Source organism: Bradyrhizobium sp. CCBAU 65884 (assembly GCF_028128835.1).
Taxonomy (GTDB): Bacteria; Pseudomonadota; Alphaproteobacteria; order Rhizobiales; family Xanthobacteraceae; genus Bradyrhizobium; species Bradyrhizobium ottawaense.
This window is the reverse complement of the sequence record NZ_LBJU01000087.1, coordinates 1-26,319: the sequence shown is the minus strand read 5'-3', so window position 1 is coordinate 26,319 and position 26,319 is coordinate 1. Positions and strand designations below refer to the sequence as shown.

Annotated in this window: 29 protein-coding genes and 1 tRNA gene; 22 read left to right on the top strand and 8 right to left on the bottom strand. The window is 64.9% G+C overall.

Going from position 1 to position 26,319, the window contains the following annotated elements; translation table 11 throughout:
- Positions 1 to 84: 84 nt before the first annotated feature.
- Entirely contained in the window at positions 85 to 867 is a 783-nt protein-coding gene (locus XI03_RS05835) for an SDR family NAD(P)-dependent oxidoreductase (protein WP_028140555.1), read from the bottom strand.
- 172 nt (positions 868 to 1,039) lie between these two features.
- Here XI03_RS05835 and XI03_RS05830 point away from each other — a divergent pair, with 172 nt between their 5' ends.
- From XI03_RS05830 to XI03_RS05815, 4 genes are all read left to right on the top strand, one after another.
- Positions 1,040 to 2,215: a zinc-dependent alcohol dehydrogenase gene (locus tag XI03_RS05830; protein ID WP_028140556.1), complete on the top strand. Its 1,176-nt coding sequence runs from the start codon at positions 1,040 to 1,042 to the stop codon at positions 2,213 to 2,215.
- A gap of 11 nt (positions 2,216 to 2,226) precedes the next feature.
- Positions 2,227 to 2,760 (top strand): hypothetical protein, encoded by a 534-nt coding sequence (locus XI03_RS05825; RefSeq protein WP_028140557.1) that lies wholly within the window; start codon positions 2,227 to 2,229, stop codon positions 2,758 to 2,760.
- Between the two features lie 267 nt (positions 2,761 to 3,027).
- Positions 3,028 to 3,207, top strand: coding sequence for a hypothetical protein (locus tag XI03_RS05820; protein WP_028140558.1), 180 nt, complete (start codon positions 3,028 to 3,030; stop codon positions 3,205 to 3,207).
- Positions 3,204 to 4,379: a DUF305 domain-containing protein gene (locus XI03_RS05815; RefSeq protein ID WP_271591594.1), complete on the top strand. Its 1,176-nt coding sequence runs from the start codon at positions 3,204 to 3,206 to the stop codon at positions 4,377 to 4,379. The genes XI03_RS05820 and XI03_RS05815 overlap by 4 nt, the downstream gene beginning before the upstream one ends.
- 12 nt (positions 4,380 to 4,391) lie before the next feature.
- Here XI03_RS05815 and XI03_RS05810 read toward each other — a convergent pair whose 3' ends face one another.
- From XI03_RS05810 to XI03_RS05795, 4 genes are all read right to left on the bottom strand, one after another.
- Positions 4,392 to 5,000, bottom strand: coding sequence for a cysteine hydrolase family protein (locus tag XI03_RS05810; protein ID WP_038949966.1), 609 nt, complete (start codon positions 4,998 to 5,000; stop codon positions 4,392 to 4,394).
- A gap of 109 nt (positions 5,001 to 5,109) precedes the next feature.
- The gene (locus XI03_RS05805; RefSeq protein WP_271591593.1) at positions 5,110 to 5,916 is read right to left on the bottom strand and encodes an N-acyl homoserine lactonase family protein; all 807 of its coding nucleotides are present in this window, start codon (positions 5,914 to 5,916) and stop codon (positions 5,110 to 5,112) included.
- A gap of 8 nt (positions 5,917 to 5,924) precedes the next feature.
- Positions 5,925 to 6,314, bottom strand: a complete 390-nt coding sequence (locus tag XI03_RS05800) for a carboxymuconolactone decarboxylase family protein (protein WP_008557256.1) — start codon at positions 6,312 to 6,314, stop codon at positions 5,925 to 5,927.
- Positions 6,315 to 6,357: 43 nt separating this feature from the next.
- Positions 6,358 to 7,731, bottom strand: a complete 1,374-nt coding sequence (locus XI03_RS05795; RefSeq protein ID WP_271591592.1) for an MmgE/PrpD family protein — start codon at positions 7,729 to 7,731, stop codon at positions 6,358 to 6,360.
- On the opposite strand from XI03_RS05795, the gene XI03_RS05790 reads away from it, so the two are divergent.
- The 16 genes from XI03_RS05790 (at position 7,650) to XI03_RS05715 (ending at position 23,425) form a co-directional block, all read left to right on the top strand.
- Positions 7,650 to 8,837, top strand: coding sequence for an NAD(P)-dependent oxidoreductase (locus XI03_RS05790; RefSeq protein ID WP_333935493.1), 1,188 nt, complete (start codon positions 7,650 to 7,652; stop codon positions 8,835 to 8,837). The genes XI03_RS05795 and XI03_RS05790 overlap by 82 nt on opposite strands.
- A gap of 32 nt (positions 8,838 to 8,869) precedes the next feature.
- On the top strand, positions 8,870 to 10,264 hold the full coding sequence (locus XI03_RS05785; protein ID WP_271591590.1) for an MmgE/PrpD family protein: 1,395 nt from the start codon (positions 8,870 to 8,872) through the stop codon (positions 10,262 to 10,264).
- Positions 10,265 to 10,367: 103 nt separating this feature from the next.
- Positions 10,368 to 11,303, top strand: coding sequence for a branched-chain amino acid ABC transporter permease (locus XI03_RS05780; protein ID WP_028140565.1), 936 nt, complete (start codon positions 10,368 to 10,370; stop codon positions 11,301 to 11,303).
- Positions 11,304 to 11,305: 2 nt separating this feature from the next.
- Entirely contained in the window at positions 11,306 to 13,078 is a 1,773-nt protein-coding gene (locus tag XI03_RS05775; protein ID WP_271591606.1) for a branched-chain amino acid ABC transporter ATP-binding protein/permease, read from the top strand.
- Positions 13,065 to 13,772, top strand: a complete 708-nt coding sequence (locus tag XI03_RS05770; protein WP_028140567.1) for an ABC transporter ATP-binding protein — start codon at positions 13,065 to 13,067, stop codon at positions 13,770 to 13,772. The genes XI03_RS05775 and XI03_RS05770 overlap by 14 nt, the downstream gene beginning before the upstream one ends.
- A gap of 34 nt (positions 13,773 to 13,806) precedes the next feature.
- Positions 13,807 to 15,042 carry an ABC transporter substrate-binding protein gene (locus XI03_RS05765; RefSeq protein ID WP_271591589.1) on the top strand — a complete coding sequence of 412 codons (1,236 nt, stop codon included), beginning with the start codon at positions 13,807 to 13,809 and terminating at the stop codon, positions 15,040 to 15,042.
- A gap of 31 nt (positions 15,043 to 15,073) precedes the next feature.
- The gene (locus tag XI03_RS05760; protein WP_028140569.1) at positions 15,074 to 16,312 is read left to right on the top strand and encodes an ABC transporter substrate-binding protein; all 1,239 of its coding nucleotides are present in this window, start codon (positions 15,074 to 15,076) and stop codon (positions 16,310 to 16,312) included.
- Between the two features lie 53 nt (positions 16,313 to 16,365).
- Complete coding sequence (locus XI03_RS05755; protein ID WP_028137140.1) at positions 16,366 to 16,746, top strand: carboxymuconolactone decarboxylase family protein; 381 nt, start codon at positions 16,366 to 16,368, stop codon at positions 16,744 to 16,746.
- 15 nt (positions 16,747 to 16,761) lie between these two features.
- Complete coding sequence (locus XI03_RS05750) at positions 16,762 to 17,532, top strand: SDR family oxidoreductase (RefSeq protein WP_271591605.1); 771 nt, start codon at positions 16,762 to 16,764, stop codon at positions 17,530 to 17,532.
- Positions 17,533 to 17,554: 22 nt separating this feature from the next.
- On the top strand, positions 17,555 to 18,295 hold the full coding sequence (locus XI03_RS05745; RefSeq protein WP_038949974.1) for an SDR family oxidoreductase: 741 nt from the start codon (positions 17,555 to 17,557) through the stop codon (positions 18,293 to 18,295).
- Positions 18,296 to 18,318: 23 nt separating this feature from the next.
- The gene (locus tag XI03_RS05740; RefSeq protein ID WP_038949975.1) at positions 18,319 to 19,035 is read left to right on the top strand and encodes a GntR family transcriptional regulator; all 717 of its coding nucleotides are present in this window, start codon (positions 18,319 to 18,321) and stop codon (positions 19,033 to 19,035) included.
- A gap of 24 nt (positions 19,036 to 19,059) precedes the next feature.
- On the top strand, positions 19,060 to 20,034 hold the full coding sequence (locus XI03_RS05735; protein WP_271591588.1) for a tripartite tricarboxylate transporter substrate-binding protein: 975 nt from the start codon (positions 19,060 to 19,062) through the stop codon (positions 20,032 to 20,034).
- A 235-nt stretch (positions 20,035 to 20,269) separates the two neighbouring features.
- Positions 20,270 to 20,899 carry a DUF1326 domain-containing protein gene (locus XI03_RS05730; RefSeq protein ID WP_038949978.1) on the top strand — a complete coding sequence of 210 codons (630 nt, stop codon included), beginning with the start codon at positions 20,270 to 20,272 and terminating at the stop codon, positions 20,897 to 20,899.
- A 50-nt stretch (positions 20,900 to 20,949) separates the two neighbouring features.
- Complete coding sequence (locus XI03_RS05725; RefSeq protein WP_271591587.1) at positions 20,950 to 21,771, top strand: DUF2182 domain-containing protein; 822 nt, start codon at positions 20,950 to 20,952, stop codon at positions 21,769 to 21,771.
- A gap of 257 nt (positions 21,772 to 22,028) precedes the next feature.
- A complete protein-coding gene (zigA, locus tag XI03_RS05720) occupies positions 22,029 to 23,243 on the top strand; it encodes a zinc metallochaperone GTPase ZigA (RefSeq protein WP_271591586.1) in 1,215 nt (404 codons plus the stop codon).
- Entirely contained in the window at positions 23,240 to 23,425 is a 186-nt protein-coding gene (locus XI03_RS05715) for a hypothetical protein (RefSeq protein WP_271591585.1), read from the top strand. Before zigA ends, XI03_RS05715 begins: the two co-directional genes overlap by 4 nt.
- Positions 23,426 to 23,435: 10 nt before the next feature.
- Here XI03_RS05715 and XI03_RS05710 read toward each other — a convergent pair.
- Positions 23,436 to 23,520: transfer RNA gene (locus XI03_RS05710), tRNA-Leu, on the bottom strand.
- A 220-nt stretch (positions 23,521 to 23,740) separates the two neighbouring features.
- A complete protein-coding gene (locus XI03_RS05705) occupies positions 23,741 to 23,983 on the bottom strand; it encodes a FliM/FliN family flagellar motor switch protein (protein ID WP_011088012.1) in 243 nt (80 codons plus the stop codon).
- 95 nt (positions 23,984 to 24,078) lie between these two features.
- Between XI03_RS05705 and lipB the strand changes: the two genes are divergently transcribed.
- Both lipB and XI03_RS05695 read left to right on the top strand, forming a co-directional pair.
- The gene (gene lipB / locus XI03_RS05700; protein ID WP_271591584.1) at positions 24,079 to 24,816 is read left to right on the top strand and encodes a lipoyl(octanoyl) transferase LipB; all 738 of its coding nucleotides are present in this window, start codon (positions 24,079 to 24,081) and stop codon (positions 24,814 to 24,816) included.
- Positions 24,817 to 25,012: 196 nt separating this feature from the next.
- Complete coding sequence (locus XI03_RS05695) at positions 25,013 to 25,726, top strand: DNA helicase (protein WP_271591583.1); 714 nt, start codon at positions 25,013 to 25,015, stop codon at positions 25,724 to 25,726.
- Between the two features lie 59 nt (positions 25,727 to 25,785).
- Here the strand turns inward: XI03_RS05695 and XI03_RS05690 are convergent, their stop codons facing one another.
- The gene (locus XI03_RS05690) at positions 25,786 to 26,193 is read right to left on the bottom strand and encodes a tautomerase family protein (protein ID WP_271591582.1); all 408 of its coding nucleotides are present in this window, start codon (positions 26,191 to 26,193) and stop codon (positions 25,786 to 25,788) included.
- Between the last annotated feature and the right edge of the window lie 126 nt (positions 26,194 to 26,319).

The window sequence follows — 26,319 nt, the reverse complement described above, 5'->3', positions numbered from 1 at the left end:
CGAGGCTATGTGAATCGGCTTGCCTCCTTTTGCCGGTCCGCCCGTTCAGCCGCGCAGCGCCGCAGAAATTGCGACGACCTCGCTCTACGACTTCGCCGTGCCCGGCTCGGCCATCTTGCGATGCTGCCGGGCCAGCATCTCGTTCGGCGTCACGTTGGCAACCGTGGTCTGGATCTTGTTCTTCAGCCCCGTGACGACATCGGACTCGCCGCGCAGCATCGCATCGAAGCCGGCCTTGGCGACGTCGTATGCGCCGTCCTTCTTCTCGGTGCCGACCTTGGTGTCCATCATGTCGGCGCGGCGGAAGAACTCGGTCTCGGTGGCGCCCGGCATCAGGCAGGTGACGGTGACGCCGCTGTCGCGCAGCTCCTCGCGCAGCGCGAAGGAGAATGAGTCCAGGAACGCCTTGCTGGCGTTATAGGCCGCCTGGAAACTTCCGGGCGTGAAGCCGGCGATGGAGCCCGTGATCAGGATGCGCCCCGACTTGCGCCGCAGCATCTCGTTGCCGGCGCGATGGATCAGATAGAGCGTGCCGGTGATGTTGGTGTCGACGAGATGCTTGATCCTGGCAAAGTCCTGATCGAGGAACGCCTTGCCGAGGCCGACGCCGGCATTGGCCAGCAGCGCATCGATCGGCCGGTCGCCGACCGCGGCGCAGAGCCTGTCGACGCCATCGGTGGTGGCGAGATCGGCTTCAACGGCCTCCACGCTGACGCCGAGCCTGCGCAGATCGACCGCCACCCGCTCGATCATCGGCTCGTCAGCCGCGATAACGAGGTTGAAACCCGCCTGGGCACAGCACCTTGCGAGTTCCAGGCCGATACCGGTGGAAGCGCCGGTGACGATTGCGAGTTGATTGGCGGGCATGAGCGTGTCCTCGCTTGACGTTGATCACGCCCAATCACTGCCCTGCGCTCTCGTTCCTATCCGCGTTGCGATTTGCGCCAGCCGGTGCAGTGCGAAGAATTTGCGCGGCGTAGCAACCATCGTTCACCCCTCGACTTAGATGCCAAACTGGTTCAGTCGGGAGAATGGAAAGATGAAGGCGCTGGTTTGGCACGGCAAGGAGGACATCCGCTGCGACACCGTCACCGATCCGGAGATCCAGGACCCGCGCGACGCCATCATCAAGGTCACGAGTTGCGCCATCTGCGGCTCCGACCTGCACCTCTTCCACAATTTCATTCCGGGCATGCTGCCCGGTGACATCATGGGCCACGAGACCATGGGCGAAGTGGTCGAGGTCGGCTCCGGCGTCGACGGCAAGCTGAAGAAGGGCGACCGCATCGTCGTGCCCTTCACGATCATCTGCGGCGAATGCGACCAGTGCAAGCGCGGCAATTTTTCCGTGTGCGAGACCACCAACCGCAAGCGCCATCTGGCCGACAAGGTGTTCGGACACACGACAGCCGGCCTGTTCGGCTACACGCATCTGACCGGTGGCTATCCAGGCGGCCAGGCCGAATATCTCCGCGTGCCCTATGCCGATGCCACCCACATCAAGGTGCCACCGGGCATTCCCGACGAGCAGCTGCTATTCCTCAGCGACATCTTCCCGACCGGCTGGCAGGCCGCCGTGCAATGCGACATCGAGCCCACCGACACCGTCGCGATCTGGGGCTGCGGTCCCGTGGGGCAGATGGCGATCCGCAGCGCCATCCTGCTCGGCGCCAACCAGGTGATCGCGATCGACTGCCTGCCCGAGCGGCTCAGCATGGCGGAAGCCGGCGGCGCCACCACCATCAACTTCGAAACCGAGAGCGTGGTGGAGCGGCTGAACGATCTCACCGACGGCAGGGGACCGGAAAAGTGCATCGACTGCGTCGGCATGGAATCGCACGTGATGGCCTCCCTGCCCGACACACTGCTCGACCGCGCCAAGCAGATGGTGATGGCGGAAAGCGACCGGCCCCACGTGCTGCGCGAGATGATCTATGTCTGCCGGCCCGGCGGCATCATCTCGGTGCCTGGCGTGTACAGCGGCCTGTCCGACATGCTGCCGATGGGCGCATTCATGAACAAGGGCCTGACGATGCGGACCGGCCAGACCCACGTCAACCGCTGGACCGACGATCTGCTCCGCCGCATCGAGGAGGGCGAGATCGATCCCTCCTTCGTCATCACCCACACCGTGCCGCTCGAACAAGGACCGGAGATGTACCAGGTGTTTCGCGACAAGCGCGACTCCTGCGTCAAGGTCGTGCTGAGGCCCTGAAGGAGCAAGCCATGTTTCATTTCTCCAACATCGTCCGCACCAAGGGCGACCCGAAGATTGTCGAGGGCGGGCCGAGCCTGAAGCGGCCGGAAGACCAGCTCGCCCGCGCGCTCGGCTGGTTCAGCATCGGACTTGGCGTCGTCGAATTCTTCGCGCCGAGACGCGTCACGGAAACGCTGGGCATGGAAGGCCATGAGACCATGGTCCGCGCCTTCGGCGTGCGCGAGATCCTGGCCGGGATCATGTCGCTGTCGGTCGACAAGAACGCCGGCCTGTGGGCCCGCGTCGGCGGCGACGGTCTCGATGCCGCCGCACTGCTGTCGGGGCTGACAATCGACAATCCCAAGAAGGGCAACATCGCGCTGGCGCTCTTGATGGTCGGCGGCATCGCCATGCTCGACTACCGCGCCGCGCAGGACACCAAGCCGAGGCGGCCGCCGCGCGAGGCACGGCGCAAGCTTTATCCGAACCGCAGCGGCTTCCCCAAGGGCATCGAGAGCGTCAGAACAGCGGCCAGGCAGATTGCTGCGCCCGCCAAAGCATGACCAAGGCATGGCCAAGGCCTGACGAGGTGAAGCACGGCTCCGGGGCAATGAAGGCGTGAACATCGTGCTCGATCCGCGCTGAGGGCCGCGAGGAACCATCCGCGAGCCAGAGAGTCTGATCAACGCCTCCGACGTCCCCCCTGCCGGAGGCAGACTGCACGAAACCGCGACCCCGGCGCTCACCGCCCCTTCAGGCGCCGGGGTTAGCGGCGTGGGTCTGGAGGCAGGTCACCTCGGAGACAAGCCAGGTCACCTCGGAGACAAGCCATGGGCAAGACGAAGGCACTCCAGCAACGCATCGTCGGCAAGACCAGACAAGCCGTCGGCGAGATCATCGGCGACCAGGATCTGCACGACGCCGGCAAGGCCGAGGCCGAGCGCGGCCGTGACGAACAGGACAGGCCGAGCAAGCTCAACCCGCTGAAGAAGCTCAAGCAGCTGACGTGAACGCAGAGCCGCGACCAGCACTTGCCAATGCAGTGCGGCGCACCGACGAAGGCCTGTCGCGGGTCAAGGGGCGACGACGACGTTCGCGCTGGATTGCCGCCGTCGCGCTCGGCCTGATCAGCAGCACCTTCTCGACCATCGTCAGCCAGCTCTTCGCCGCCCGGATCGGCCGCGATGCCGCGGTCGACTGGATGACGGTCGCTGCCATTCCCGCGCGCGACTGGGCGATCAGCGCAGAGCCGTCATCGAGCGCGATCCTGACCGGGATCGCCTTTCATCAATGGGCGGATTTTTCCTGGGCGCTGGTGTTCTTCGGTGTGCTCGGACGCTGGACCGCCGACTTGCGGCCGGCGACCATCCTGCTGCTCGCGCTGCCCTGGGCCGCGTTCTCGTCAGCCACGGAGTGGTTCGTGCTGGTGCCGCTGTTTCCGTTCTGGCAGCCGCTGTTCACGCTGCAGCAGCCCTATTGGATCGGCCTGCTCGTTCATGGCACCTCGGCCCTGATGTATCCTCTGTTCGCCCGGTTGCGCTGGAGGCGCGGCGCTGCAGCCGAGCGCGACATCCGTTTCACCAATGCCTGGATCACCGGTGCGGTGGTCGTGGTGGCGCTGCTCGGCGCGATCGCGTTGTTCGGCAGCCACGGCTACGAGCCGCCCTGGATGGGCCGCGACAGGGATGCGGAGCAGACCTATATCCGTCACATGACGGCGCATCATGCCCAGGGTATCGAGCTGGCCCGGATCGCCGTGGAGCGCGCCCAGGGCCCGCATCTGCGCAAGCTCGCGATGCTGATGGTCGCGAGCCAGGCCGGCGAGATCAGGATTTTCGAGAACTGGTGGCTGAGCTGGTTCGACACGGAGATGCCCGACTGCAGCACCGAAGAGCGTGCCGCCATGCCGGGCTTCCTGGCTCAGGCCGAGATGCGACAGGTCAAGGCCGCGCCGGCGGACCGGTTCGATGCGGTGTTCGTCGAGACCATGAGCAAGCATCACATGGGCGCGGCCAGGATGGCCGACCGGATGTGGCGCAGTGGCGGAGACCCACGGCTGCGCGTCATGGCGCATGCCATTCGCCACGCCCAGCAGGGCGAGATCGCGCTGATGCACGATGCGAGCGGCATTTCGGCCGTCGCCACGGCCGTCCGCAACATGCTCGCCGACAACGTCAATTGAGCGGATCGCCCCCTACTCCCGCCAGAACTCGGCCAGTTCTTCCGTTGTCACCAGGTCGACCTGGCCGTGAAAGCGGGTGCGGTACATCGTCATGAGCGCGTCGTGCCCGACGTCGGACGAGCTGCACAAGGCGTCCTCGACGATCACGACCCTGAAGCCGAGATCGACAGCGCTCAGGACCGTCGAGAGCACGCAGACGTCCGTCTCGGCGCCCGAGATCACGACCGTGCCGACGTTCTTGTCGATCAGCCGGCCTGCGAGGGCGGGATTGCTGAATGCGGAATAGGCCGGCTTGTCGATCATTGCAGCCGGCGGAACGAACTTGCTCAGTGCGGGCACGAGCTCGAGCGCGGATGGCGGCAGATGCTTGCGCGTGGCCTGGCTCCAGCGATGAAAATAGCTCTGCCACTGGCCCGGGCGATCTTCCGGATCCTGCGGCGTGATGAAGCGCGTGAAGATGGTTCTGGCCTGGTGGCGCGCAACGATCGAGGCGATGGTCGGCAGAACACGCTCCATCCACGGCGTCGCCCACAGACCGCCGGGGGCGAAAATGTTCTGCATGTCGATGCAGAGGTGAACGGCCTCCCTGATCTCGGCCACTTCCGACGTGCTGTCCCTCATCGTCCTCCACCATCAAGCGCATTCGGCGATCCATTGCGAATGCGAAGGCGAAGGCTTTGGTTCCGAACCGCCGCGGTGCAGAGGCAGACTTGGAACCCGCGACGCGCGGTTACGCCGGCGTTGCGGCCGGCGCCACGTCGAGGCGAACCGCGATCCCATTCAGCTCCGGGCTTGGCGCCGGGTAGAGCTTCATGACAAGCGGATCATGGCCGGGGACGATGTGGTCCGCGTCAGGCGCCGCGGCGCGCAGCTTGTCGAAGCCGACAAGCATGTCGCCGACATGAAACGCCGTCGTGAACGGGCGCTCGCTCGTCATGTTCTCGTAGAAATGACTGACGTCGGAGGCGAGCACGACAGGGCCGCGGCGTGTGTTGACGCGGACGAATTGAAGGCCTGCGGAATGGCCGCCCGCCGCATGGACCGTCAGCCCGGGCGCAATCTCGGCGTCGCCGTCGTAGAACAGCACCCGGCGCGCGTAATTCAGCCGCACGATCCCGCAGACGTCCTCGACCTCGAACGAATGCGACAATCTCGGATATTGCATATAGCGACCGGTGGCATAGGCGAGCTCGCGTTCCTGCAGATGAAATCGCGCGTTCGGAAATCGGTCGAAATTACCGACATGGTCGTAGTGCAGATGGGTGAGGATCACGTCCCCGACGTCGGCGGGGTCGATATCGAACGCGGCAAGCGTCTCCACCGGGCAGCGCAGGAAACTCCGCCTGCGCTGCCTGGCCACTTCCGCGTTGAACCCGGTGTCGATGACGAAGCTGCGCCCGCCTCCCCGCGCCAGCCACACGAAATAGTCCATCGGCATCGGTCCGTCATGCGGATCGCCGCTGATGAAGTGCTCGCTCCGCTGCGCCTCCCGCGTTGCGTAGCGGATGGCAAAGAGCTCGTAGTCCGGGTCAGCCATGGATTTGCTCAGGAACCCGCCGCGTCGACCTCGTTGAAGGCCTCGCGCGCATTGCGGAAGGCGTCGATGCCGGCGGGAACGCCGCAATAGACCGCGACCTGAAGCAGGATCTCCTTGATCTCCTCCTTGGTCAGCCCGTTCTTCAGGGCGCCCTTGACGTGCAGCTTCAGCTCATGCGGCCGGTTCAGTGCGCCGAGCATCGCCAGATTGACGATCGAGCGCGTGCGCCGGTCGACACCGGGCCGCGTCCACAAGGCACCCCAGCAGAATTCGGTCGACCATTCCGCCATGGTGCGCGTGAACTCGTCGGCCCCGGCAATCGACTTGTTGACGTAGTCCTCGCCGAGCACCTCTTTACGAACTTTGAGGCCCTTTTCGAACAGTTCGGTCTTGCTCATGATCGTCCCTTTCAGGTCTTGAGAGAGTTGAGTTGGAAGTTGATTAGCGCGATGCCGGTCGCAGCGATTGCAGGAAATTGCCGACGTCGTCGACCGAATCGAGCCGCCAGATCGCGTCGATGACGCGGTCCGCATCCCAATCGCTTCGACCTGTCCGCACGCCATCGCGCAGCTTGGCCTCGAGGTCGCGATCTGTGAGCGGCGCGGCGAGACTGCCACGCGGCGCGATCACGGTCTCGGTGAGGACCTCACCGGACGACAGGCGCAACGTCACGCGCGCGGCGCCATCCGGCATCGCGCCATCGAGCACCGCCCTGACCTTCTGCCGCAGCTGCGCGATGTCGGACCGGACCACCGTCTCATGCGCGAATTCGGCGACCCCGGCCGCGCCGAGCAATAATCCGCAAGCCACGCAATGATGGATGCTGACGCGCGCATCGCGCTCGTTATTGACCGGGCGATCGCCGCGGGCGAGCAGCAGCGCCGAGCCCTGCACCGTCACCAACTCGATCTGGTCGACCCGCCCGCCAATGCGCTCGCGCAATGAGAGGCAGGCGTCGATCACCGCGTGAAAGACAATGCCGGCGGGATACGGCTTGTAGGTGTTCTTCGCAATCTCCCAGGTCTTGCCGAGACCGTCGAGCAGGCGAGCAATATCGGGCTCGTCACCCATGGTGCGCGCCCAGCCGAGCGGACCCTCGATGGCGCGGGGCGATGCCTCGTAGCCCTGCTGCGCCAGCAGTGCCGCGAACAATCCGTTCCGAGCCGCGTTGCCCACGCTGACATTCTTGGCGGCACTGGGCAGGTTCTCGACATTGCCCGCCGACTGGCTGGCCGCAAGCCCGATCGCGTTTGCGATTCCCGCAGCGGGCAGGCCCAATAGTTTCGCGCACGCCGCCGCCGCGCCAAAAATCCCGCAGGTCGAGGTGATGTGCCAGCCGCGCGCGTAGTGGCGCGGCGAGACTGCATTGCCGATGCGGCACTCCACATCCACGCCGAGAATAAACGCGGTCAAGACATCCCGCCCCGACAGTTTGCGCATCTCCGAAAGCGCCAATATCGGCGCGGCAACCGGCGCGGCCGGATGAATGATTGTCTCGGGATGGGTGTCGTCGAAGTCGAGCAGATTGGCCGAGATGGCATTGAGAAATGATGCACACAACGCATCCATCGGCTGCGAGTGACCGATGACCGTCGATGTCGCGGCCCCGGTGAACGGCGACAGCGTGCGCATCGCCGCGATCACGACAGGATCGCGCGCGGAGCCGAGCGCCGTCGCGAAGAAATTGAGAATCGATCGCCGCGCCTCAAGGCTCTGCGCCTCGACGTCCGTCCATGACGAGGCAGCGACGAAATCGGCGAGCGTCTTGCTCACACTCGGAATTGGGACTGGCGGCACGCGGGGCGTCTTCCTCATTTTGTTCGAACCTTATGCCGATCCGCGGCAAACTGTCGACCCCCAAAATGTTATGCTTGACAGCTTGTCTGACAATCATAACAATCCGGCCCGTTGGCGCGGGACCCCGCTGCCACGACGACGGCGGCCGAGACGGCCGGCCGGCGACAACGATCGACCAACGAGATCAAGAAGGCGCGCCCGTCACGGGATCGCGCGACAGGGAGCAGACGATGGCGGGAGAGATTCTCAGCGTAATCGGCACGGGCCGCATGGGCGGTCCGATGGCGGGACGATTGATGGACGCGGGCTATTCGCTCGTCGTCTATGACACGCAGGCCGAGGCGACTCAGCCGCTGGTCAAGCGCGGCGCGCTCCTCGCCAGCTCGCCGGCCGACGTCGCCTCACGCTCCGACATCGTGCTCGCCAGCCTGCCGACGCCCGACATCGTCAAGGCCGTTGCGCTCGGCCAGGACGGCATCGGCAGCGGCAACCGTGCGAAGATCGTCATCGATCTCTCGACGTCGGGTCCAGGCGCTGCGAAGCTCGTTGCGGAAGGCTTGAAGGCCAAGGGGATGACCCTGGTCGATGCGCCCGTGAGCGGCGGCATCAAGGGCGCCGTCAACGGCACGCTGGCGGTGATGGTCTCGTGCCCGCAGGCGACTTACGACATCGTGCAGCCGATCCTGAAGAACTTTGGCAAGCTGTTCTACACCGGCGACAAGCCCGGCGTGGCGCAGACTGCCAAGCTCGCCAACAACCTGATGGCGGCCGCAGCGCTCGTGATCACCTCGGAAGCCGTCGCGATGGGCGTCAAGGGCGGCGTCAACGCCAAGGTGCTGATCGACATCATCAACGCCAGCAGCGGCCGCAACAGCGCCTCCGAAGACAAATTCCCCCGCGCGGTGCTGCCCGGCACCTTCGATTTCGGCTTCGCCACCGGCCTTTCCTACAAGGACGTTCGTCTCTGCGTGGACGAGGCCGAGGCGATGGGCGTGCCGATGGTCTGCGGCGCGGTGGTGCGGCAGATGCTCGCGATCACCAACGCCAAATACGGCGCCTCATCCGACTTCACCTCGATCGCCAAGGTGCTCGAGGAGTGGGCCGGGGTCGAGATGCGCGGCTGATCGCGCACGCTTTTCAGGGAGAGCGACCCGCGATGACGATCGGTCCGACCGCATCAGGCAAGGTCCCGCTTGCGCGCCAGATGGCGCGGAGCGTGCTTGCGCTGGATATTGGTGATTTCGGGCCGGACGTCATTGCCAAGGCAAAGCTCTGCCTGCTCGACTTCCTGTCCTGCGCCTTCGAGGCCGGCCATCATCCCTGGAGCCGCCAGGCGGTTGCGATTGCGCAGGCCGGCGGCAGCGCAACGATCATCGGGACGTCGCAGCTCTCCTCGCCGGCCGACGCAGCCTTCGCCAATGCCGTCATGGGGCACGGCCTCGTGCGGGAAGACATGCATGCGGCCAGCATCGCGCACCACGGCGTCGTGATCTGGCCGGCCCTGCTCGCGCTGTCGGAACAGACGCCGCTGCGCGGGGACAGGCTGCTCGCGGCCGCCATCATCGGCTATGAGACCGGCGCGCGGATCGGCCGCGCGCTGCTGACCTCGGACCTCGCACGCCTCTATCGCCCGACGGGCCTCGTGGCCCCTCTGGGCGCAGCGCTCGCGGGAAGTTTCGCGCTCGGCCTCTCCGAGGCCCAGGCGACCAGCGCCATCGCGATCGCGGCCAATACCTCCAGTGGTCTCAACGAGTGGCCGCATGCCGGCGGCTCCGACATGTATTTCCATCCCGGCTTTGCCGCGGGCAATGCGATCAGGGCAATTGGCCTTGCCGCGGCCGGCGCCTTCGGCTCGGAAACGATCCTCGAGGGCGAAGCCGGCCTGTTCGCCGCCTATCGCCGCCAGCCCGCGCCGGAGAGCATCGCGCTCTTCCCCAATGGCGAGTGCGAGATCATGGCCGTCTACAACAAGCCGGTTCCCGCCTGCAATTTCGCGCAGACAGCGGCACAGGCCGCGCTGCGCGTCTCGCACGAGCTCGCCAGCACCGACGAGATCGACCACGTCGTCATCCGCGCGCCCGACGCTGCGGTTCGCTATCCCGGCTGCGATTCCATGGGTCCCTACCGGAACGCGCTCCAGGCCAAGATGAGCATTCCCTTCAGCGTCGCGGCGACGCTGGCGCGGGGCGAGATCGAGGAAGAGAACTACGCCGAGCTCGATGATGCCGACATCATCCGCCTGATCTCGGTCACCGATCTCACGACAGATCCCGCCTTCACCGCCGCCTTCCCCGGCAAGCAGGGTGCGGAAGTGTCCGTGCAGCTGCGCGGCGGCCGGACCATCCGGCACGCTCTGCCCGACGTCATCGCCGCAACACCTGCAGATATTCGCGCACGCTTTCGCAGCTCGGCAGCCGGAGGCCTCGGCGAGGATCGCGTGCGGCGGCTCGAGCAACTCATCGACGATTGCGAGCAGCTCGGCAATGCAGGCGACATCGCAGCGCAGTGCCGCCTGAACGCAACGGAACGGGCTTTACGACCGGCATCATGAGAAGTGCCGGAGAGTACGGGGGAAACATGGTCGATTTCGAGACCAGCTTAGTAGTGCCATCGGCGCATGGCTGCCGGCAAGCCGATACTCGGAGGCCAGGCTGATGGAAGGCTTTCTGCAAGCGCTCGCCGCGGGGCTTTTGATCGGCGCCGTCTATGGCCTGATGTGCGTCGGGCTCGGCCTGATCTTCGGCGTCATGCGCGTCATCAACTTCGCCCATGGCGATTTCATGATGCTCGGCATGTACACCGCCTTCTATCTCTTCACCGCCGCCGGCATCCAGACGCTGTTCGGCAATGCCGTGGGGCCCTTCGTCGCCATCCTGCTGGCCGGGCCGGTGCTCGCCGTGTTCGGCTATTTCGTGCATCTGGCTTTGATTTCGCACGTCTCCGGGACACGTACTGCCTCGCTCGAAGGCGAAGGCCATTACGCCCAGCTCATCCTCACGCTCGGCATCGCGCTGATCCTGCAGAACGGCGGCCTCATCGTGTTCGGCTCGGTGCTGGCCTCGATCCGTACGCCGCTGTCGAGCTCGGCGTGGGAGCTCGGGCCCTTCTTCGACATGAGCATCTTCCTCAACAAGGCCCGCAGCATCGATATGATCGTCTCGCTGGCGATCATGATCCTGCTCTCGTTGCTGATCACGCGCACGCGGATCGGCAAGTCGCTCCGCGCCGCCGCGGACAATCCGACGGCTGCGACCTATATGGGCATCGACGTCGACCGCGCGCATCGCACCGCCTTCGCACTCGGCTGCGGCATCACCGCGATTGCCGGCGGCCTGCTCGCCACCAACTACCCGTTCCACCCCTTCGTCGGCCTCGAATACGTCATCGTCATGTATGCCGGCGTCGTGCTCGGCGGCATGGGCAGCATCATCGGCGCCTTCTGGGGCGGCATGACGATCGGCCTCGTGCAGCAGATGTCGACGCTGATCCTGCCGACACAATTGCAGAACGCCGCGATCTTCGCCGTCTTCCTCCTCATCATCTTCTTCCGCCCGCAAGGCTTCTTCGGGCGCATGGTGGAGAGGACGTGACCATGCTCCGGATGCGCTCCTTTCTGCCTCCCCTGCTCTTCACGCTCGCCTATGCGGTCGTGTCGCTCGGCGTCACCAACTCCTACTACCAGCTGATCCTGACGCTGGTGCCGGTGTGGGCGGTGTTCGGGCTGTCGTGGAATCTGCTCAGCGGCTACACCGGCCTGATCTCATTCGGCCACGCCGCCTTCTTCGGGATCGGCGCCTATGCGACCGCGCTCGGCCAGATCTATTTCGACATCTCGCCCTGGCTGCTGATTCCGGTCGCCGCCATGCTCGGCGGCATCGCCGGGCTCCTGATCGGCTTTCCGACCTTCCGCCTGCAGGGCCACTACTTCGCCTTGGCAATGCTCGCCTACCCGCTCGCCATTCTCTACGTGTTCGAATGGCTCGGCTTCCAGGAGGTGACGCTTCCGATCAAGCGCGAGGCGCCGATCGCCTATATGCAGTTCGCCGATCCGCACCTCTACACGCTGCTGGGGCTGGCGCTCATGCTCGCCACCATCGTGCTGACGCAGGTGATCGAGCGATCGCGCTTCGGCATGGCGCTGCTCGCGATCAAACAAAACGAGGCTGCGGCCGAGGCGGCCGGTATCAATACGCTCGCCTGGAAGCTGCGCGCGATCACGCTGAGCGGGGCGATCGCCGCCGCCATCGGCGGGTTCTACGCGCAGGTGCTGCTGGTCGTGACCCCGGCATCGGTGTTCGGCATGCTGGTGTCGGCGCAGGCGCTGACGGTCGCGATGTTCGGCGGCGTCGGCACGGTCTGGGGCCCGGTGATCGGCTCGGTGATCCTGATCCCGCTCGCCGAGATCCTGCACGCCGAAGCCGGCGCGCGCATCCCCGGCATTCAGGGCGTCATCTTCGGTATTGCCATCGTCTGCGTCATCCTGCTGGCGCCGGAAGGCCTGTTCTGGAAGCTGCGCGATCTCCTGCGCAAGCGGAGCGCGCCCAAGGCGGCGGTCAGTGATACCGCGGAAGCAGCAGCTGCCAACGTGACGGCCCTGAAGCCCGCCTCCCGGCAGCGTGCCGCCACCGGCGAGGTCGTCCTCGAAGTGAAGAACCTCTCGCGCTCCTTCGGCGGCCTGAAGGCGGCGCAAGATGTCAGCTTCAAGCTGCACAAGAACGAGATCCTCGGCATCATCGGCCCCAACGGCGCCGGCAAGACCACGCTGTTCAATCTCCTCAACGGCTTCCTCAAGCCCAGCCAGGGCGAGGTGCTGATCGACGGCCGCAACATGTCGGGCCAGCGGCCGCACGTGATCTGCGAGGCCGGCATCGGCCGCACCTTCCAGGTGATGCGGCCGTTCCTGCGCATGTCGATCCTCGACAACGTCGTGGTCGGGGCCTATGTGCGCGCCCGCACCGACGATGAAGCCCGCAAGCTGGCCGCCGACGCGGTCGCCCGCGTCGGGCTGTCTGCCGTGGCTGACCGTGTCGCCGGCGAGCTCTCGACCAAGGAACTGCGGCTGATGGAGCTGGCCCGCGCGATCGCCGGCCAGCCGCGCATCCTGCTGCTCGACGAGACGCTCGCGGGCCTCGGCCACGGCGAGGCGGACGAGGTCGTGGCCGTGATCCAGCAGCTCGCGCGCGATGGCATCACCATCGCCATCATCGAGCACACCATGCAGGCGATGGTCCGGCTGGTCGACAGATTCCTCGTGCTCGACCACGGCGCCGTCATCACCGAAGGCCTGCCGGAAGTGGTGACGCGCGACAACCGCGTGATCGAGGCCTATCTCGGCAAAAAGTGGGTGGGCCATGCTGCGAATTGAGGGATTGAGCGCGGGCTATTCGGCCAAGCCCGTCCTGAACGACGTCTCGATCAATGTCGGCGCGGGCCAGTTCGTCGCGATCGTCGGACCCAACGGCGCCGGCAAGACCACGCTGTTCAAGACGATCTCCGGCATCGTCAAGCCCAGCGGCGGCGCGATCACGTTCGACGGCGTCGACCTGCTCGCAGTGCCGCCGCCGCAGCGCGCCCATCTCGGCATCGCCCACGTCCCGGAGGGACGCCAGGTCTTCCCGTCCCTGACCGTGATGGAGAATCTGGAAATGGGCGCGATGACCGAGAGCGGCCGCCGCGACTGGCAAGCCAATATCGAGCGCATCTTCGAATGGCTGCCGGTGCTGAAGGAGCGCCGCGATCAATTCGCGGGTACGATGTCCGGCGGCCAGCAGCAGATGCTCGCGATCGGCCGCGGCCTCGCCTCCTCCCCGAAGCTTCTGATGCTGGACGAGCCCTCGATGGGGCTCGCGCCCTCGACCGCGGACTTCATCTTCGAGCGGCTGATCGAAATCCGGCGCCAGTCCGGGCTAACCATGCTGCTGGTCGAGCAGCGCGTCGCGGAGGCGCTCGAATCCGCCGACCACGGCTATGTCCTCGAAGCCGGACATGTCGTGCTCGAAGGCAACAACGCCACGCTGCGCGCCGACGACCGCGTGCGCAAAGCCTATCTCGGCATGTGACCAACACAAAAAACAGAGATCAGGGAGAAACAAAATGAACAAGACTTCAAAAGGACTGAGTCGTCGCGCCGTGCTCTCCGGCGCCGCCGCCGTCGGCCTCGCCGGCGTTGCCCGCGCGCAGGCACCTGGCGAGATCAAGGTCGGACTGATCGTGCCGCTGTCGGGCATCTACACCCGCCCCGGCCAGGTGATGAAGATGGGCGCCGAGATGGGCATCGAACACATCAACGCGCAGGGCGGCATCAAGGCGCTCGGCGGCGCCAAGCTGAAGCTGGTCGTGATCGACTGCGGCGACACCACCGAGAAAGCCAAGAACGCGGCGCAGCGCATGGTGGCGCAGGAGCCTGATCTGGTCGCGGCCACCGGCTCCTATCTGTCCTCCTTCACGTTGGCGGTCACCGAGGTGACCGAGCGCGCCGAGCTGCCGGTGCTGACGCTGTCCTATTCGGACCTGCTAACCGACCGCGGCTTCAAATACATTTTCCAGACCGCAGCGACCGCGAGCCGCCAGTCAGAGCTCGGCCTGCCGACGCTGATGAAGCTGGCCGAGAATGCCTCGGGCAAGAAGCCGAAGACCGTGGCGATGCTGATGGACAACACCGCAACGTCGGTGGCCACCGCCAAGGCGCTCAAGGAAAGACTGTTCGCGCAGGAGGGCCTTCAGCTCGTGGTCGAGGAAGTCTGGACCCCGCCGCTGTCGGATGCGACGCCGCTGATCCAGAAGGTCCGCTCGGCCAAGCCCGATCTGCTGCTGTTCATGCCCAATGCGGTCTCGGACGCCAAGCTCGGCCTCGAGAAGATCAGCGAGTTCGGCCTCGGCCAGGGCAAGATCCCGACCGTGTCCTTCAGCATCACCATCGCCGAGCCCGACATGCTGCAGAGCGTGAGCCCGGAGACGGTGCAAGGCATCATGACCATCGTCGCCAATTGGGGCTCGAAGGGCCACGAGGCGCTGATCGCCGAGCTCAAGGCCAAATACAAGGAGCCCTGGATGACCCAGAACGTCATCTCGACCTATGGCGACATGTGGCTGATGAAGGAAGCGCTGGAGAAGGCCGGCAAGGCCGACCGCAACGCGGTCGCGCAGGCCTTCCGCACCATGGATGCCGGCCCGTCGAAATATTACCCGGGCGGCCAGCTCAAATTCGACGAGAGGGGCCGCCGCGTCGGCGCCGGCGTCGTCATCGTGCAATGGCAATCGGGCGTGCCTGTCACCGTTTATCCGCCCGAGCTCGCGCAGGCGCAGCCGTTCTGGCCGAAGAAATCCTAGGCGTCGCGCAAATCCTGGGGAGGAGACTGTCATGACTGCCAAAAGCAAGATCACGATATCGCGGCGAACCCTGCTGGCCGGCGCCTCCGGCACGCTGATCGCGTCCCGCGCCGGCTGGGCGCAGCAACCTTCTGAAGTGAAGGTCGGCCTGCTGGTGCCGATCTCGGGGCTCTATGCCCGCCCGGGAACGGTGATGCGCGAAGGCGCCGAGATGGCGATTGATCACATCAACGCGCAAGGCGGCGTCAAGGCGCTCGGCGGCGCCAAGCTGAAGCTCGTCGTGCTCGATTCCGGCGACACCACCGAGAAGGCCAAGAACGCGGCGCAGCGCATGGTGGCGCAGGAGACCGATCTGGTCGCGGCGAGCGGCGCCTATCTGTCCTCGTTCACCCTCGCGGTGACCGAGGTGACCGAGCGCGCCAACCTGCCGATGCTCACCCTCTCCTACTCGGATCTCATCACCGAGCGCGGATTCAAATACGTGTTCCAGACTGCCGCCACCGCGGGGTCGCAAGCACGGCAGGCGTTGCCCCAGCTCATCAAGCTGGCGGAGACGGCCTCAGGCAAGCGGCCGAAGACGGTCGCGATCCTCACCGACAACACGGGCGCCTCGATCGCCTCGGCCAAGGCGATGCGCGAGGGCCTGCTGGCGGAGAACCAGTTGCAGCTGATCGTCGACGAGACGTTCACGCCGCCGCTGGCGGATGCGACGTCGCTGGTGCAGAAGATCCGTTCGGCCAAGCCCGACCTGCTGTTCTTCCTGCCGACGGTGATCTCGGATGCAAAACTGCTGCTCGAGAAGATGAACGAATTCGGCCTCGGCCAGGGCAAGGTGCCGACGATCTCGTTCGGCATCGCGATCGCCGAGCCGGACATGCTGCAGACTGTCAGCCCCGAACTGCTCCAGGGCGTGTTGACGTGCGTCGCCAGTTGGGGCGCCAAGGGCCATGAGGCGCTGATCGCCGAGTTGAAGACGCGCTACAAGGAGCCGTGGATGACGCAGAACGCGATCTCCACCTATGGCGACATGTGGGTGATCAAGGACGCGCTGGAGAAGGCCGGCAAGGCCGATCGCGTCGCCGTCGGCGAAGCGCTGCGCACCATGGATGGCGGCCCCTCGAAATATTACCCGCTGGGCGAGATCAAGTTCGACGAGAAGGGCCGCCGCGTCGGCGCCGGCATGACCATCGTGCAGTGGCAAGCCGGCGTGCCGGTGACGGTGTTCCCGCCCGAACTCGCGCTGGCAAAACCGTTCTGGCCCAAGAGTTGACCTGAGAGCTGACCTGAGAGCTGTCGGCGCCAAACCAAGAAACGGAGACCACAATGGACAAAGCGACCTACGACCGCGGCCTCGAAATCCGCAAGAGCGTGCTCGGCAACGAATTCGTCGACAAGGCGATCGCATCCGCCGACGAGTTCAACCGGCCGATGCAGGACCTCACCACGGAATATTGCTGGGGTTACGTCTGGGGCCGCGAGGGCCTCACACGAAAGACGCGCAGCTTCCTCAATCTGGCGATGCTCTGCGCACTCAACCGTCCTCATGAGCTGAAGACCCATGTCCGCGGCGCGCTCGCCAATGGCGCGACCAAGGAGGAAATCCGCGAGGTCTTCATGCAGGTCGCGATCTATTGCGGCGTGCCGGCCGGCGTGGACGCGTTCCGGAACGCGAAGGAAGTCTTCGCCGAGCTCGACAAGAAGTAGCGGAGCGTGGCTGCGATGAAGGGCAAATGGGCACTCGTGACCGGCGCGACCGCGGGCCTCGGCCTCGCCATCGCCGAAGGGCTTGCCGGCGCAGGCGCTAATATCGTCCTTCACGATCTCGTCGCGCCGAAGCAGGCCGCGGATGACCTCCGCGCCCGCTTCAACGTCGAGGTCATCGCAGCCGGCGTCGATCTGTCCGGGCGCGAGGCGATCGAGGCCATGATGGCGGACCTGCTCGACCGCTGCGGCGCGATCGATATCCTCATCAACAACGCCGTCGTGCGGCATTTCTCTGCCATCGAACAGTTTCCGCCCGAGCGCTGGGATGAGGCCCTCGCCGTCAATTTGTCGGCGCCGTTCCACCTCATCCGCCTAGCGCTGCCTGCGATGAAGCATCGCGGCTGGGGCCGGATCGTCAACATGGGCTCGATCTATTCCAGCCGCGCGGTCGAGGACCGCATCGACTACGTCACCACCAAGACCGCAATTGCAGGCATGACCCGCGCCGTCGCCATCGAGACGGCACGCAGCGGCGTCACCTGCAACACGCTCTGCCCAGGCACGCTGCCGACGCCGGCCATCCTGAACAAGATCGCGACGATGGCGGAGACCAGCGATCGTCCGGTCGAGGACGTGACGCGGGACTATCTCGGCGAGCGCCAGCCGACGCAGCGCTTCGTCGAAATGGACGCCGTCGCCGCCATGGTCGTCTTCCTCTGCGGTCCGGCCGCGAACGACATCACCGGCGCCAGCCTGCCGATCGACGGCGGCTGGTCGGTGGCATGAGAACTGGAATGGGAGTGCAGCGATGACTGAACAATCAGGCCAGACCGTGGTGCTGACGGGTGCCGCCGGCGGCATGGGACGCGCCATCACCAAGGCACTGCTGGATAGCGGCCGCCGCGTCGTGCTGGTCGATCGCGACGCCAAGGCGCTTGAAGAGCTGGCGGCGACGGCGGGCGATGCGGTGTTTCCGATCCAGCTCGACGTCAGCGATGCAACGGCCGTCGATCGCCTGCCGGATGCCATTCCCGGTCATTTCAAGCCGGTCGACGTTCTCATCAACAATGCCGGCCACGACATCGGCGGCCGGACGCGCTTTGACATCGGTTCTGCGGACGACTGGTCCAGCATCATCCAGACCAACCTGATCGGCCTGATGCGCGTCACGCGCGCGATCCTTCCCGGCATGGTCCAGCGCAACGCCGGCCACATCGTCAACATCAGCTCCATCAACGCGGTGCGGATCGTGCCCGACATGGCGGCGTACAGCACCAGCAAGGCGGGCGTGCACATGTTCACCGAGACCCTCCGGGGCGAGCTGGCGGAAACCGCGATCCGGGTGACCGAGCTGCAGCCCGGCCTGACCCGGACCAACATCATCCTGACCCGCTACCGCGGCGATCAGCAGAAGGAAAAGGACTATTTCGACCAGTTCAGGATGGCGCTCGATCCGGCCGATATCGCCCGCTCGATCGTCTTCGCGCTCGACCAGCCCGCCCACGTTCAAATTGCCGAAATGATGATTCTGCCTGTAAACCGGTACTGAGTTTTCCCGAACAGGACCCGGACATGGAAAGACGCAACGAATTGCAGTCGACACTCCGCATCGAGGACGTCCCGACCGTCCGGGCGATGGTGGCGCAGAAGCTGCGTGAGGCGATCATGTCGGGAACGCTGAAGCCGGGCCAGCGCCTGGTCGAGCGCGAGCTCTGCGAGATGATGGGCGTCAGCCGCCCCTCGATCCGCGAAGCGCTGCGTGCGCTCGAAGCCGACGGGCTCGTCAATACGGTTCCGCACCGCGGCCCCGTGGTGTCCACGATCAGCCTCGAAGAGGCCCGGCAGCTCTACGCGGCGCGCGCAGTGCTCGAAGGATTCGCCGGCCGCGAATGCGCCAGGCTTCACGACCCCGAAGTGGCACGCCGGATCGGCGACGCCCTGACACGGCTGAAGGCGGCCGCGGCCAAGCAAGACCTCGTCGGATGCCTCGAAGCCAAGACCGATTTCTACGCGGCGCTGATCGGCGGCTGCCGCAATGCGTTTATCCAGCGCATGCTCAAGCCGCTGCACGATCGCATCCAGCTGCTGCGGATCACCTCGATGTCGCAACCGAAGCGGATCAACAAGAGTCTGCGCGAGGTCACCGCGATCTGGCGTGCGATCCAGAACGGCGATCCGGATCTCGCCGAGCGTTGCTGCGTCGACCACATCAACGCGGCCGCGGTGGCCGCGCTCGACATGATCGAAAAATCGTCGGCGGCCAAGGAGGCGGCGCCTTCCGACGACTAGAACAATGCCGCCAGGGAGTGTTCGATGAAGTTTCTCGTACGATCGCTGATCCTGTTCCTCCTACTTCATCCCTGCGGCGCAGCGCTCGCTGACGACTTTCCCAATCGCCCGGTCACGATGATCGTGCCGTTCTCCGCCGGCGGTCCCGGCGACGTCATCGCTCGCATCCTCGGCAGCGCCATGAGCGCGACGCTGAAACAGTCCATCGTCATCGAGAATGTCGTCGGTGCCGGCGGCACGCTCGGCACCAACCGCGTCGCCAAGGCGGCCGCGGATGGCTACACGCTGCTGCTGATGCATGTCGGCCAGGCCACCGCGCCTGCCCTCTACGCCAAGCTGCCGTTCGACCCGGTCGGCGATTTCGCCCCGATCGGGCTCGTCACCGACGTCCCGATGATCCTGGTGGCGCGACCGAATTTTCCAGCCAAGGATCTCGGCGAGCTGGTCGCGCATATCCGCAATGCCGGTGACAAGGTCACTTTCGGCAATGTCGGTCTCGGCTCGGCCTCGCAGCTCTGCGGCCTGATGTTCATGAGCGCCACCGATACCAAGCTCACCCCGATCTACTACAAGGGCGGCGGACCGGCGCTGAACGACGTCATCGCAGGCCACATCGACGTCTATTGCGATCCCGCGACAGGGCCGACGCCGTACATCCAGTCGAAGACGATCAAGGGCTATGCCATCACCAGCAAGACGCGTGTCGCGACGCTGCCTGATGTGCCGACCTCGACTGAAGCCGGCGTTCCCGAGTTCAATGTCACGACCTGGTACGGCCTCTACGCGCCGCGCGGCACGCCCAAGCCCGTCGTCGACCATCTCGTGGGCGCACTGCAGACGGCGCTGAAGGATCCCGCGCTGATCAGCCGCTTTGCCGAGCTCAGCATGGCGCCGGTCGAGCTCGAGCGCGCGACGCCGGAAGCCCTCGAAGCTTTTCTGAAAGCCGAGATCGGCAAATGGGGACGGATCATCAAAGCGGCCGGAATCGAGCCGCAGTAGGCTCGGCCATCTCCGGACCACGTCCAGAAGATATCCGTGATCTCAAAGGGAAAATTGGCTTCGGTACGCTCGGAGGACGGTCGCGTTTGGAGTTCAGGTGCAATTCCAGCTGATCGGTGCACTTTTCCGTAAATCGGCCGAGCCCCATTGCGGGGCTCCGCCGCGCGGCGTAACTTTCAACCAAGCGTAGCTCGTTCGAAAGCATCTATCGGGTTCGGCCTAGCGGGAGACAGCGATGGCAGATGTCCCATGGCACCTTTCCGGTGACTATTTCGAGAATTGCAGTTGCAGCATCGTGTGTCCCTGCCTGGTGTCGGCGGCGCCCCCGTTGACCGCACGACCGACCGAAGGCTTCTGCAACGTACCGCTGATCTTCCACATCGAGAGCGGCCGCTACGGTGACATCGAGCTGGATGGACTTAATGTCCTCGTCGTCCTCCACGCACCTGGGGTCATGGCAGACGGAGATTGGTCAATCGCCGCCTATATCGATCAGCGCGCCAGCGATGAGCAGACCGAGGCCCTGGCTGCGATCTTCACCGGCGGTGCCGGCGGTCCGATGGCCGCGTTCACGCCGCTGATCAGCAAGAACCTGGGGGTGCGCAAGGTCCCGATCACGTTCCGGATCGACGGCAAGACGCGGTCCGCGGAAATTCCCGGCATCCTGCACATGTCCGTCGATCCCCTGCCAACCATGCATCCGAGCGGGGAGATGTGGGCGAACATCGGCCATCCGGTCAGCCCCGATGCCATGGTGATGGCCGTCGGCGCCGCCGGCAATACCTTCAGCGATCATGGCATGCGCTGGGACAATTCCGGCAGGAACGGCCTCTATGCGCCGATCCGCTGGTCGAACCAGGCGTGATGTAAACTTCCGATACCGGCCGGCGTCAGGCCCGGCAATTTCGATCGCAAATGACGGACAGCCCACTGGAAACCGTGCTGCGTCGCGATCGCTGGATCGTCGGCGGCGCGATCGGCCTCATTGTCGGGCTGGCATGGAGCTATGTGCTCTGGCTCGCCAACGACATGGACATGGGCGGCATGGACATGGCCGGATTCCGCATGATCCCGGCCGGGATCGGAATCATGCTGCCGACGAGCGAGCCGTGGCGAACGTTCGAGTTCGCCTACGTGCTGCTGATGTGGGCGGTGATGATGATCGGAATGATGGCCCCTTCGGCCGCGCCGATGATCCTGATGTACGCCCGCGTAGGCCGACAGGGCAAAGCGCAAGGCAAGCCGTTCGCCGCGACCGGCTGGTTTGCCACCGGTTATCTCCTTGCCTGGTGCGGCTTTTCGCTGGCAGCCACCTTTCTTCAATGGGCGGTCGAGCGCGCCACCTTGCTGGATTCCCGGATGGCGCTCGCAAGCAACCTGCTCGGCGCCATCGTGCTGGTCGCGGCGGGTGTCTATCAATGGACACCGTTGAAGGACGTCTGTCTCGCCCAATGCCAGTCGCCGTTTCTGTTCCTGATGCGCCATGGCGGCTTTCGCAGCGACCTGCGCGGGTGCCTGCTGCTGGGACTTCGGCACGGAGGCTATTGTGTCGGCTGCTGCTGGGTTTTGATGGCGCTGTTGTTCGTCGGCGGAGTGATGAACGTGCTCTGGATTGCGGTTCTAGCGCTGCTTGTCCTCCTGGAGAAAGTTACGCCGGTCGGACGATGGATCGCGCGCGCTGCCGGCATCGCATGTGTGGCCGCGGGCGCCTGGCTGGTGGTGCACTTGCCGCAGTGATGCAACCTGCTTGACGTTCAGTTCGATTTCTACGCTGGGCTGCGTCGCCCGTTCTCCGGCGCACCGCTGTCCGGCATTTTGCCTGCCCCGACCGCTCCCACGGGGCAAAGAACAATCACTTGAACGTTCGCAACTTCAGTTGAACCGCAAAACGGCTTGACGACGACGCCGACAACGAATGTAATGTTATAACATTACATATCCGGTCCCAATGCCCCCTCGTCACTCTATCCCCTTGAAAAGACTGTTCGATCTCCATGCAAAAACTCCCCGTCACCGTCTTGTCCGGCTTCCTCGGGGCTGGAAAGACCACTTTGCTGAACCACGTCCTGAACAACCGCCACGGCCCGAAAGTGGCGGTAATCGTCAACGACATGAGCGAGGTGAACATCGATGCGGATCTGGTCCGTGGTGGCGATGCGAACCTGTCCAGGACTGACGAGAAGCTCGTCGAGATGACCAACGGGTGCATCTGTTGCACGCTGCGCGACGACCTGCTGAAGGAGGTGCGCGCCCTCGCCGAAAACGACCGGTTCGATTATCTGCTGATCGAATCCACCGGCATCTCCGAGCCGCTGCCGGTTGCTGCGACCTTCGACTTCCGTTCCGAGGACGGCGAAAGCCTCTCCGACGTGGCACGCCTCGACACCATGGTCACCGTGGTCGACGCGGTGAATCTGCTGAGGGATTATTCATCGACGGATTTCCTGGAGCAGCGCGGCGAAGCGCTGGCGCACGACAAGCGCACGCTGGTCGATCTGCTCGTCGAGCAGATCGAATTTGCCGACGTGATCGTGCTCAACAAGGTCGATGACGCCTCGCCGGCACAACGCGAAGCAGCGCGAAAGATCATCCGCGCGCTCAATCCGGAAGCGGAGTTGATCGAAGCCAACCACAGCCGGGTCGCCTTCGATCGCATTCTCGACACCGGCCGGTTCGACTTCGAAAAGGCGCAAGCGCATCCACTCTGGTTCAAGGAACTCTACGGCTTTGCCGATCACGTGCCGGAGACGGAGGAATACGGCGTGAGCAGCTTCGTCTATCGGGCGCGCCGGCCGTTCGATCCCGAAAAATTCGACAAGTTCGTGCGAGAGCCCTGGCCCGGTGTCATTCGCGCCAAGGGACATTTCTGGCTGGCGACGCGGCCGCAATGGCTGGGCGAGATCAGCCAGGCCGGCGCGATCACGCGCACCGAGGCCCTTGGATTCTGGTGGGCGAGCGTGCCTGCGGAACGTTGGCCGGACGACCCGTTCTGGCGCAAGCGGTTGCGCGCGAACTGGAACGACGTCTATGGCGATCGTCGCCAGGAAATCGTGTTCATCGGCGCGGGCATGGACGAGAACGCGCTCCGCGCACGCCTGGACGCCTGCCTTGTTCCGGGCAGGCCGGCCATGAACGTCACGGAATGGGCGAAGCTCGCAGACCCGTTTCCGGTCTGGCGACGCGCGAACGAAGTTTTGGAACGCGAATGACCAAAATCGTCCGCTTCGTCTCCAAATCCGAACTTGAGCGGCAGCGCCTCATCCGCGAGGCGCGTGCGATCTACGACAGCATCTTCCCGCCGGATATCCCTGCCGGCGGCTGCGGGCATGGTCCGCCAGATCGATGGGCGGCGCACGAGGCGGCCGCCGAAATCCAGCCCAAACAACAATAAGGGATGAAGGTGGTGCGCTCGGAGGGACTCGAACCCCCACGATTTTACTCACTGCCACCTCAAGGCAGCGCGTCTACCAGTTCCGCCACGAGCGCTTTGGGGATGCCGGCTTGAGGCTTGAAGGCCGGCCGGATCAACGGCGCCGATCTAACAAATCCATCAGAGGGGTACAAGCCTGCAAAGGCCCTGAATTCCACAGCTTTGCAGGAAAGTTCCTGGCCTTCCACCCGAATCGGCCTTTACCGCCGGCCCAGTGCCCCTACCGTGTGCCGGGCCGCGACCGCGTGCTCCCGGCCCTATCGGGTCCCCGGGCCGCTACCGCGTGCCCGGCGTGCGCGGCAGCATCTGCTTGACCTCGACCGCGATCCGGTTGCGGTCGACCAGCACGACGCCGGAGGCGACCGGCAGATTATTGGCCAAAACCTTGACCTCGTCGGCCTCGGTTGCGTCCAGCTCGATGATGGCGCCGCGGGAAAGACGTAATACTTGATGGATCGGCATCGTGGTCGTCCCGAGGACGACCATGAGATCCACGGTGACTTTATCGAGAGTGGGCACTGTCAGGACCGCCGCAACCAGGGACGAAGGACCAAGGACTTGGAACAAGCCCTTGGCATTTGCGCCTGCAATGATCACCACGTTATGGTTAGCCAATGGTTAATTTGCCCCAAAACCCGCGCCAAGAGCTGGATTTGACGTCGTTTTCGGCGTCCCGCGGCCAGCCCGTGGAGTGGCGAATCTCGGACGCGCCAGTGCCCTATCCGGAGGCGGTAGCCGCCATGGAAGCCCGGGTCGCCGCCATTGCGGCGGGCGAGGCCGCGGAGCTGGTCTGGCTGCTCGAACACCCCCCGCTCTACACCTCCGGCACCTCGGGCAAGAAAGCCGACCTGCTCGATCCCCGATTCCCGATCTTCGCCACCGGACGCGGCGGGCAGCTCACCTATCACGGGCCGGGCCAGCGGGTGGCCTATGTCATGCTCGACCTCAAGCGCCGCCGGCCGGACGTCCGGGCCTATGTCGCGAGCCTGGAGGAGCTGATTCTGCGCACGCTCGCCGCCTTCAGCGTCCGGGGCGAGCGGCGTGAGGATCGGGTCGGCGTCTGGGTCAGGCGCCCCGACAAGGGCGAAGGTTACGAGGACAAGATCGCGGCGATCGGCGTGCGGCTGAAACGCTGGGTCTCGTTCCACGGCATCGCCATCAATGTCGAGCCGGAGCTGTCGCATTTCACCGGCATCGTGCCGTGCGGCGTCACTGACGCCCGCTACGGTGTCACCTCTCTGGTCGATCTCGGCCAGCTCGTGACCATGGCTGACGTCGACATCGCGCTTCGGCAGGCGTTTGAGGAGCTGTTCGGGCCGACCAAAGCGTTGGTACCGGAAGCGGCCGCCTAGCATTTTTGTGGCGCCCAACCGCGCGCAGTCCCCGCTCGTCGCGGAATCGGCTATGCTTGCGTCAGGTGTCGCCCACGCCTCCCCCCTCCGCCGGGAAAGCAGACTTCATGCCGGGCGATGAGATCATCGGCCGACTGTTCGAGCGCCAGGCATAAGGAGGGATTGCGCTTTCTGCTCGCAATGGGAGGTTTTGACGATGAGATTGTCTGCACCGATCTATCATCTGAAGCGCAAGGCGAAGCGCCTGTCCCGCGAGGAAGGCATTCCGCTGCACGATGCACTCGATCGCATCGCGACGACGGAAGGGTTTTCCGCCTGGAGCATGCTCGCAGCGAAAGCCGCGGCCATCACGCCGGCGGGCAGGCTGTTTCCGCAATTCCGGCCCGGCGATTTGGTGCTGGTCGGCGCGCGCCCCGGCCAGGGCAAGACTCTGATGAGCCTCGAACTAGCCGTGGAAGCCATGCGGTCGGGCCATCGCGCTGCGTTCTTCTCGCTCGAATACACCGAGAAGGATGTTCTGGAGCGCTTCCAGGCGATCGGCGCGGACCCCGCGCAATTCCGCGAGCTCTTCAATGTCGATTGCTCCGACGCCATCAGCGCCGATTACATCGTCAAGGAGATGGCCGCGGCACCACGCGGCACGTTCGTGGTGATCGACTATCTGCAACTGCTCGACCAGAGGCGGGAAAACCCCGACCTCTCCGTTCAGGTTCGCGCGCTGAAATCGTTCGCACGCGACAAGGGGCTGATCGTCGCCTTCATCTCGCAGATCGATCGTTCCTACGATCCCGCGGTCAAGCCCTGCCCCGACCTCGACGATGTCCGCTTGCCAAATCCGCTGGATCTGAAGCTGTTCGACAAGACGTGCTTCCTGAACAATTCCGAAGTTCAGTTCAGGGCAGCAAGCTGACGCTCAGGCCGCGGGTGAGATGGCTCTACCCGCGGCTTGCAGCCTCACGCCGCCTGCAGCTACACGTCGAGCTTGCCGGCGATGTAGCGGCGTTCCTGGGTGAGGCCGCCGAAACCGTAGGCATCGCCCTTGACCTCGTCGACATGCAAATAGGTCTCGGGATGCAGCGGCCCGAGAATCTCGGCCATGCGCTTGAACATGGCGGCAAGATAAGCGGCCTTCTCGTCCTTGGTGTTGGTGCCTTCGGTGACGTGGATGTCGATCCAGTAGCTGGCAAGCTTCTGCTCGGCGAGCGACTTGCCACCGGCGAACCAGTCGTCGGCCTCGACCGACTTCACGATGATGGCAGTCACCTTGGGATCCTTGTGCAGGATCCTTGCTGTGAGCTCGGACACGGCGTTGGCGATCTCGGCCCTCAGCGAGGGCGACTGGCGGGACGAGGTGTAGGACACGGTGATCAGCGGCATGGTGGCTCTCCTCAAAATGCAGCGCGGGATTTGCCCGGCGTTGCTGAGAAGCTAGTGTCCCGAGTCACAAGTTCGCAATCGTAGATTCGCATTAGATTCGCGTCGCTGTGCCAAAGATGGCGGCAA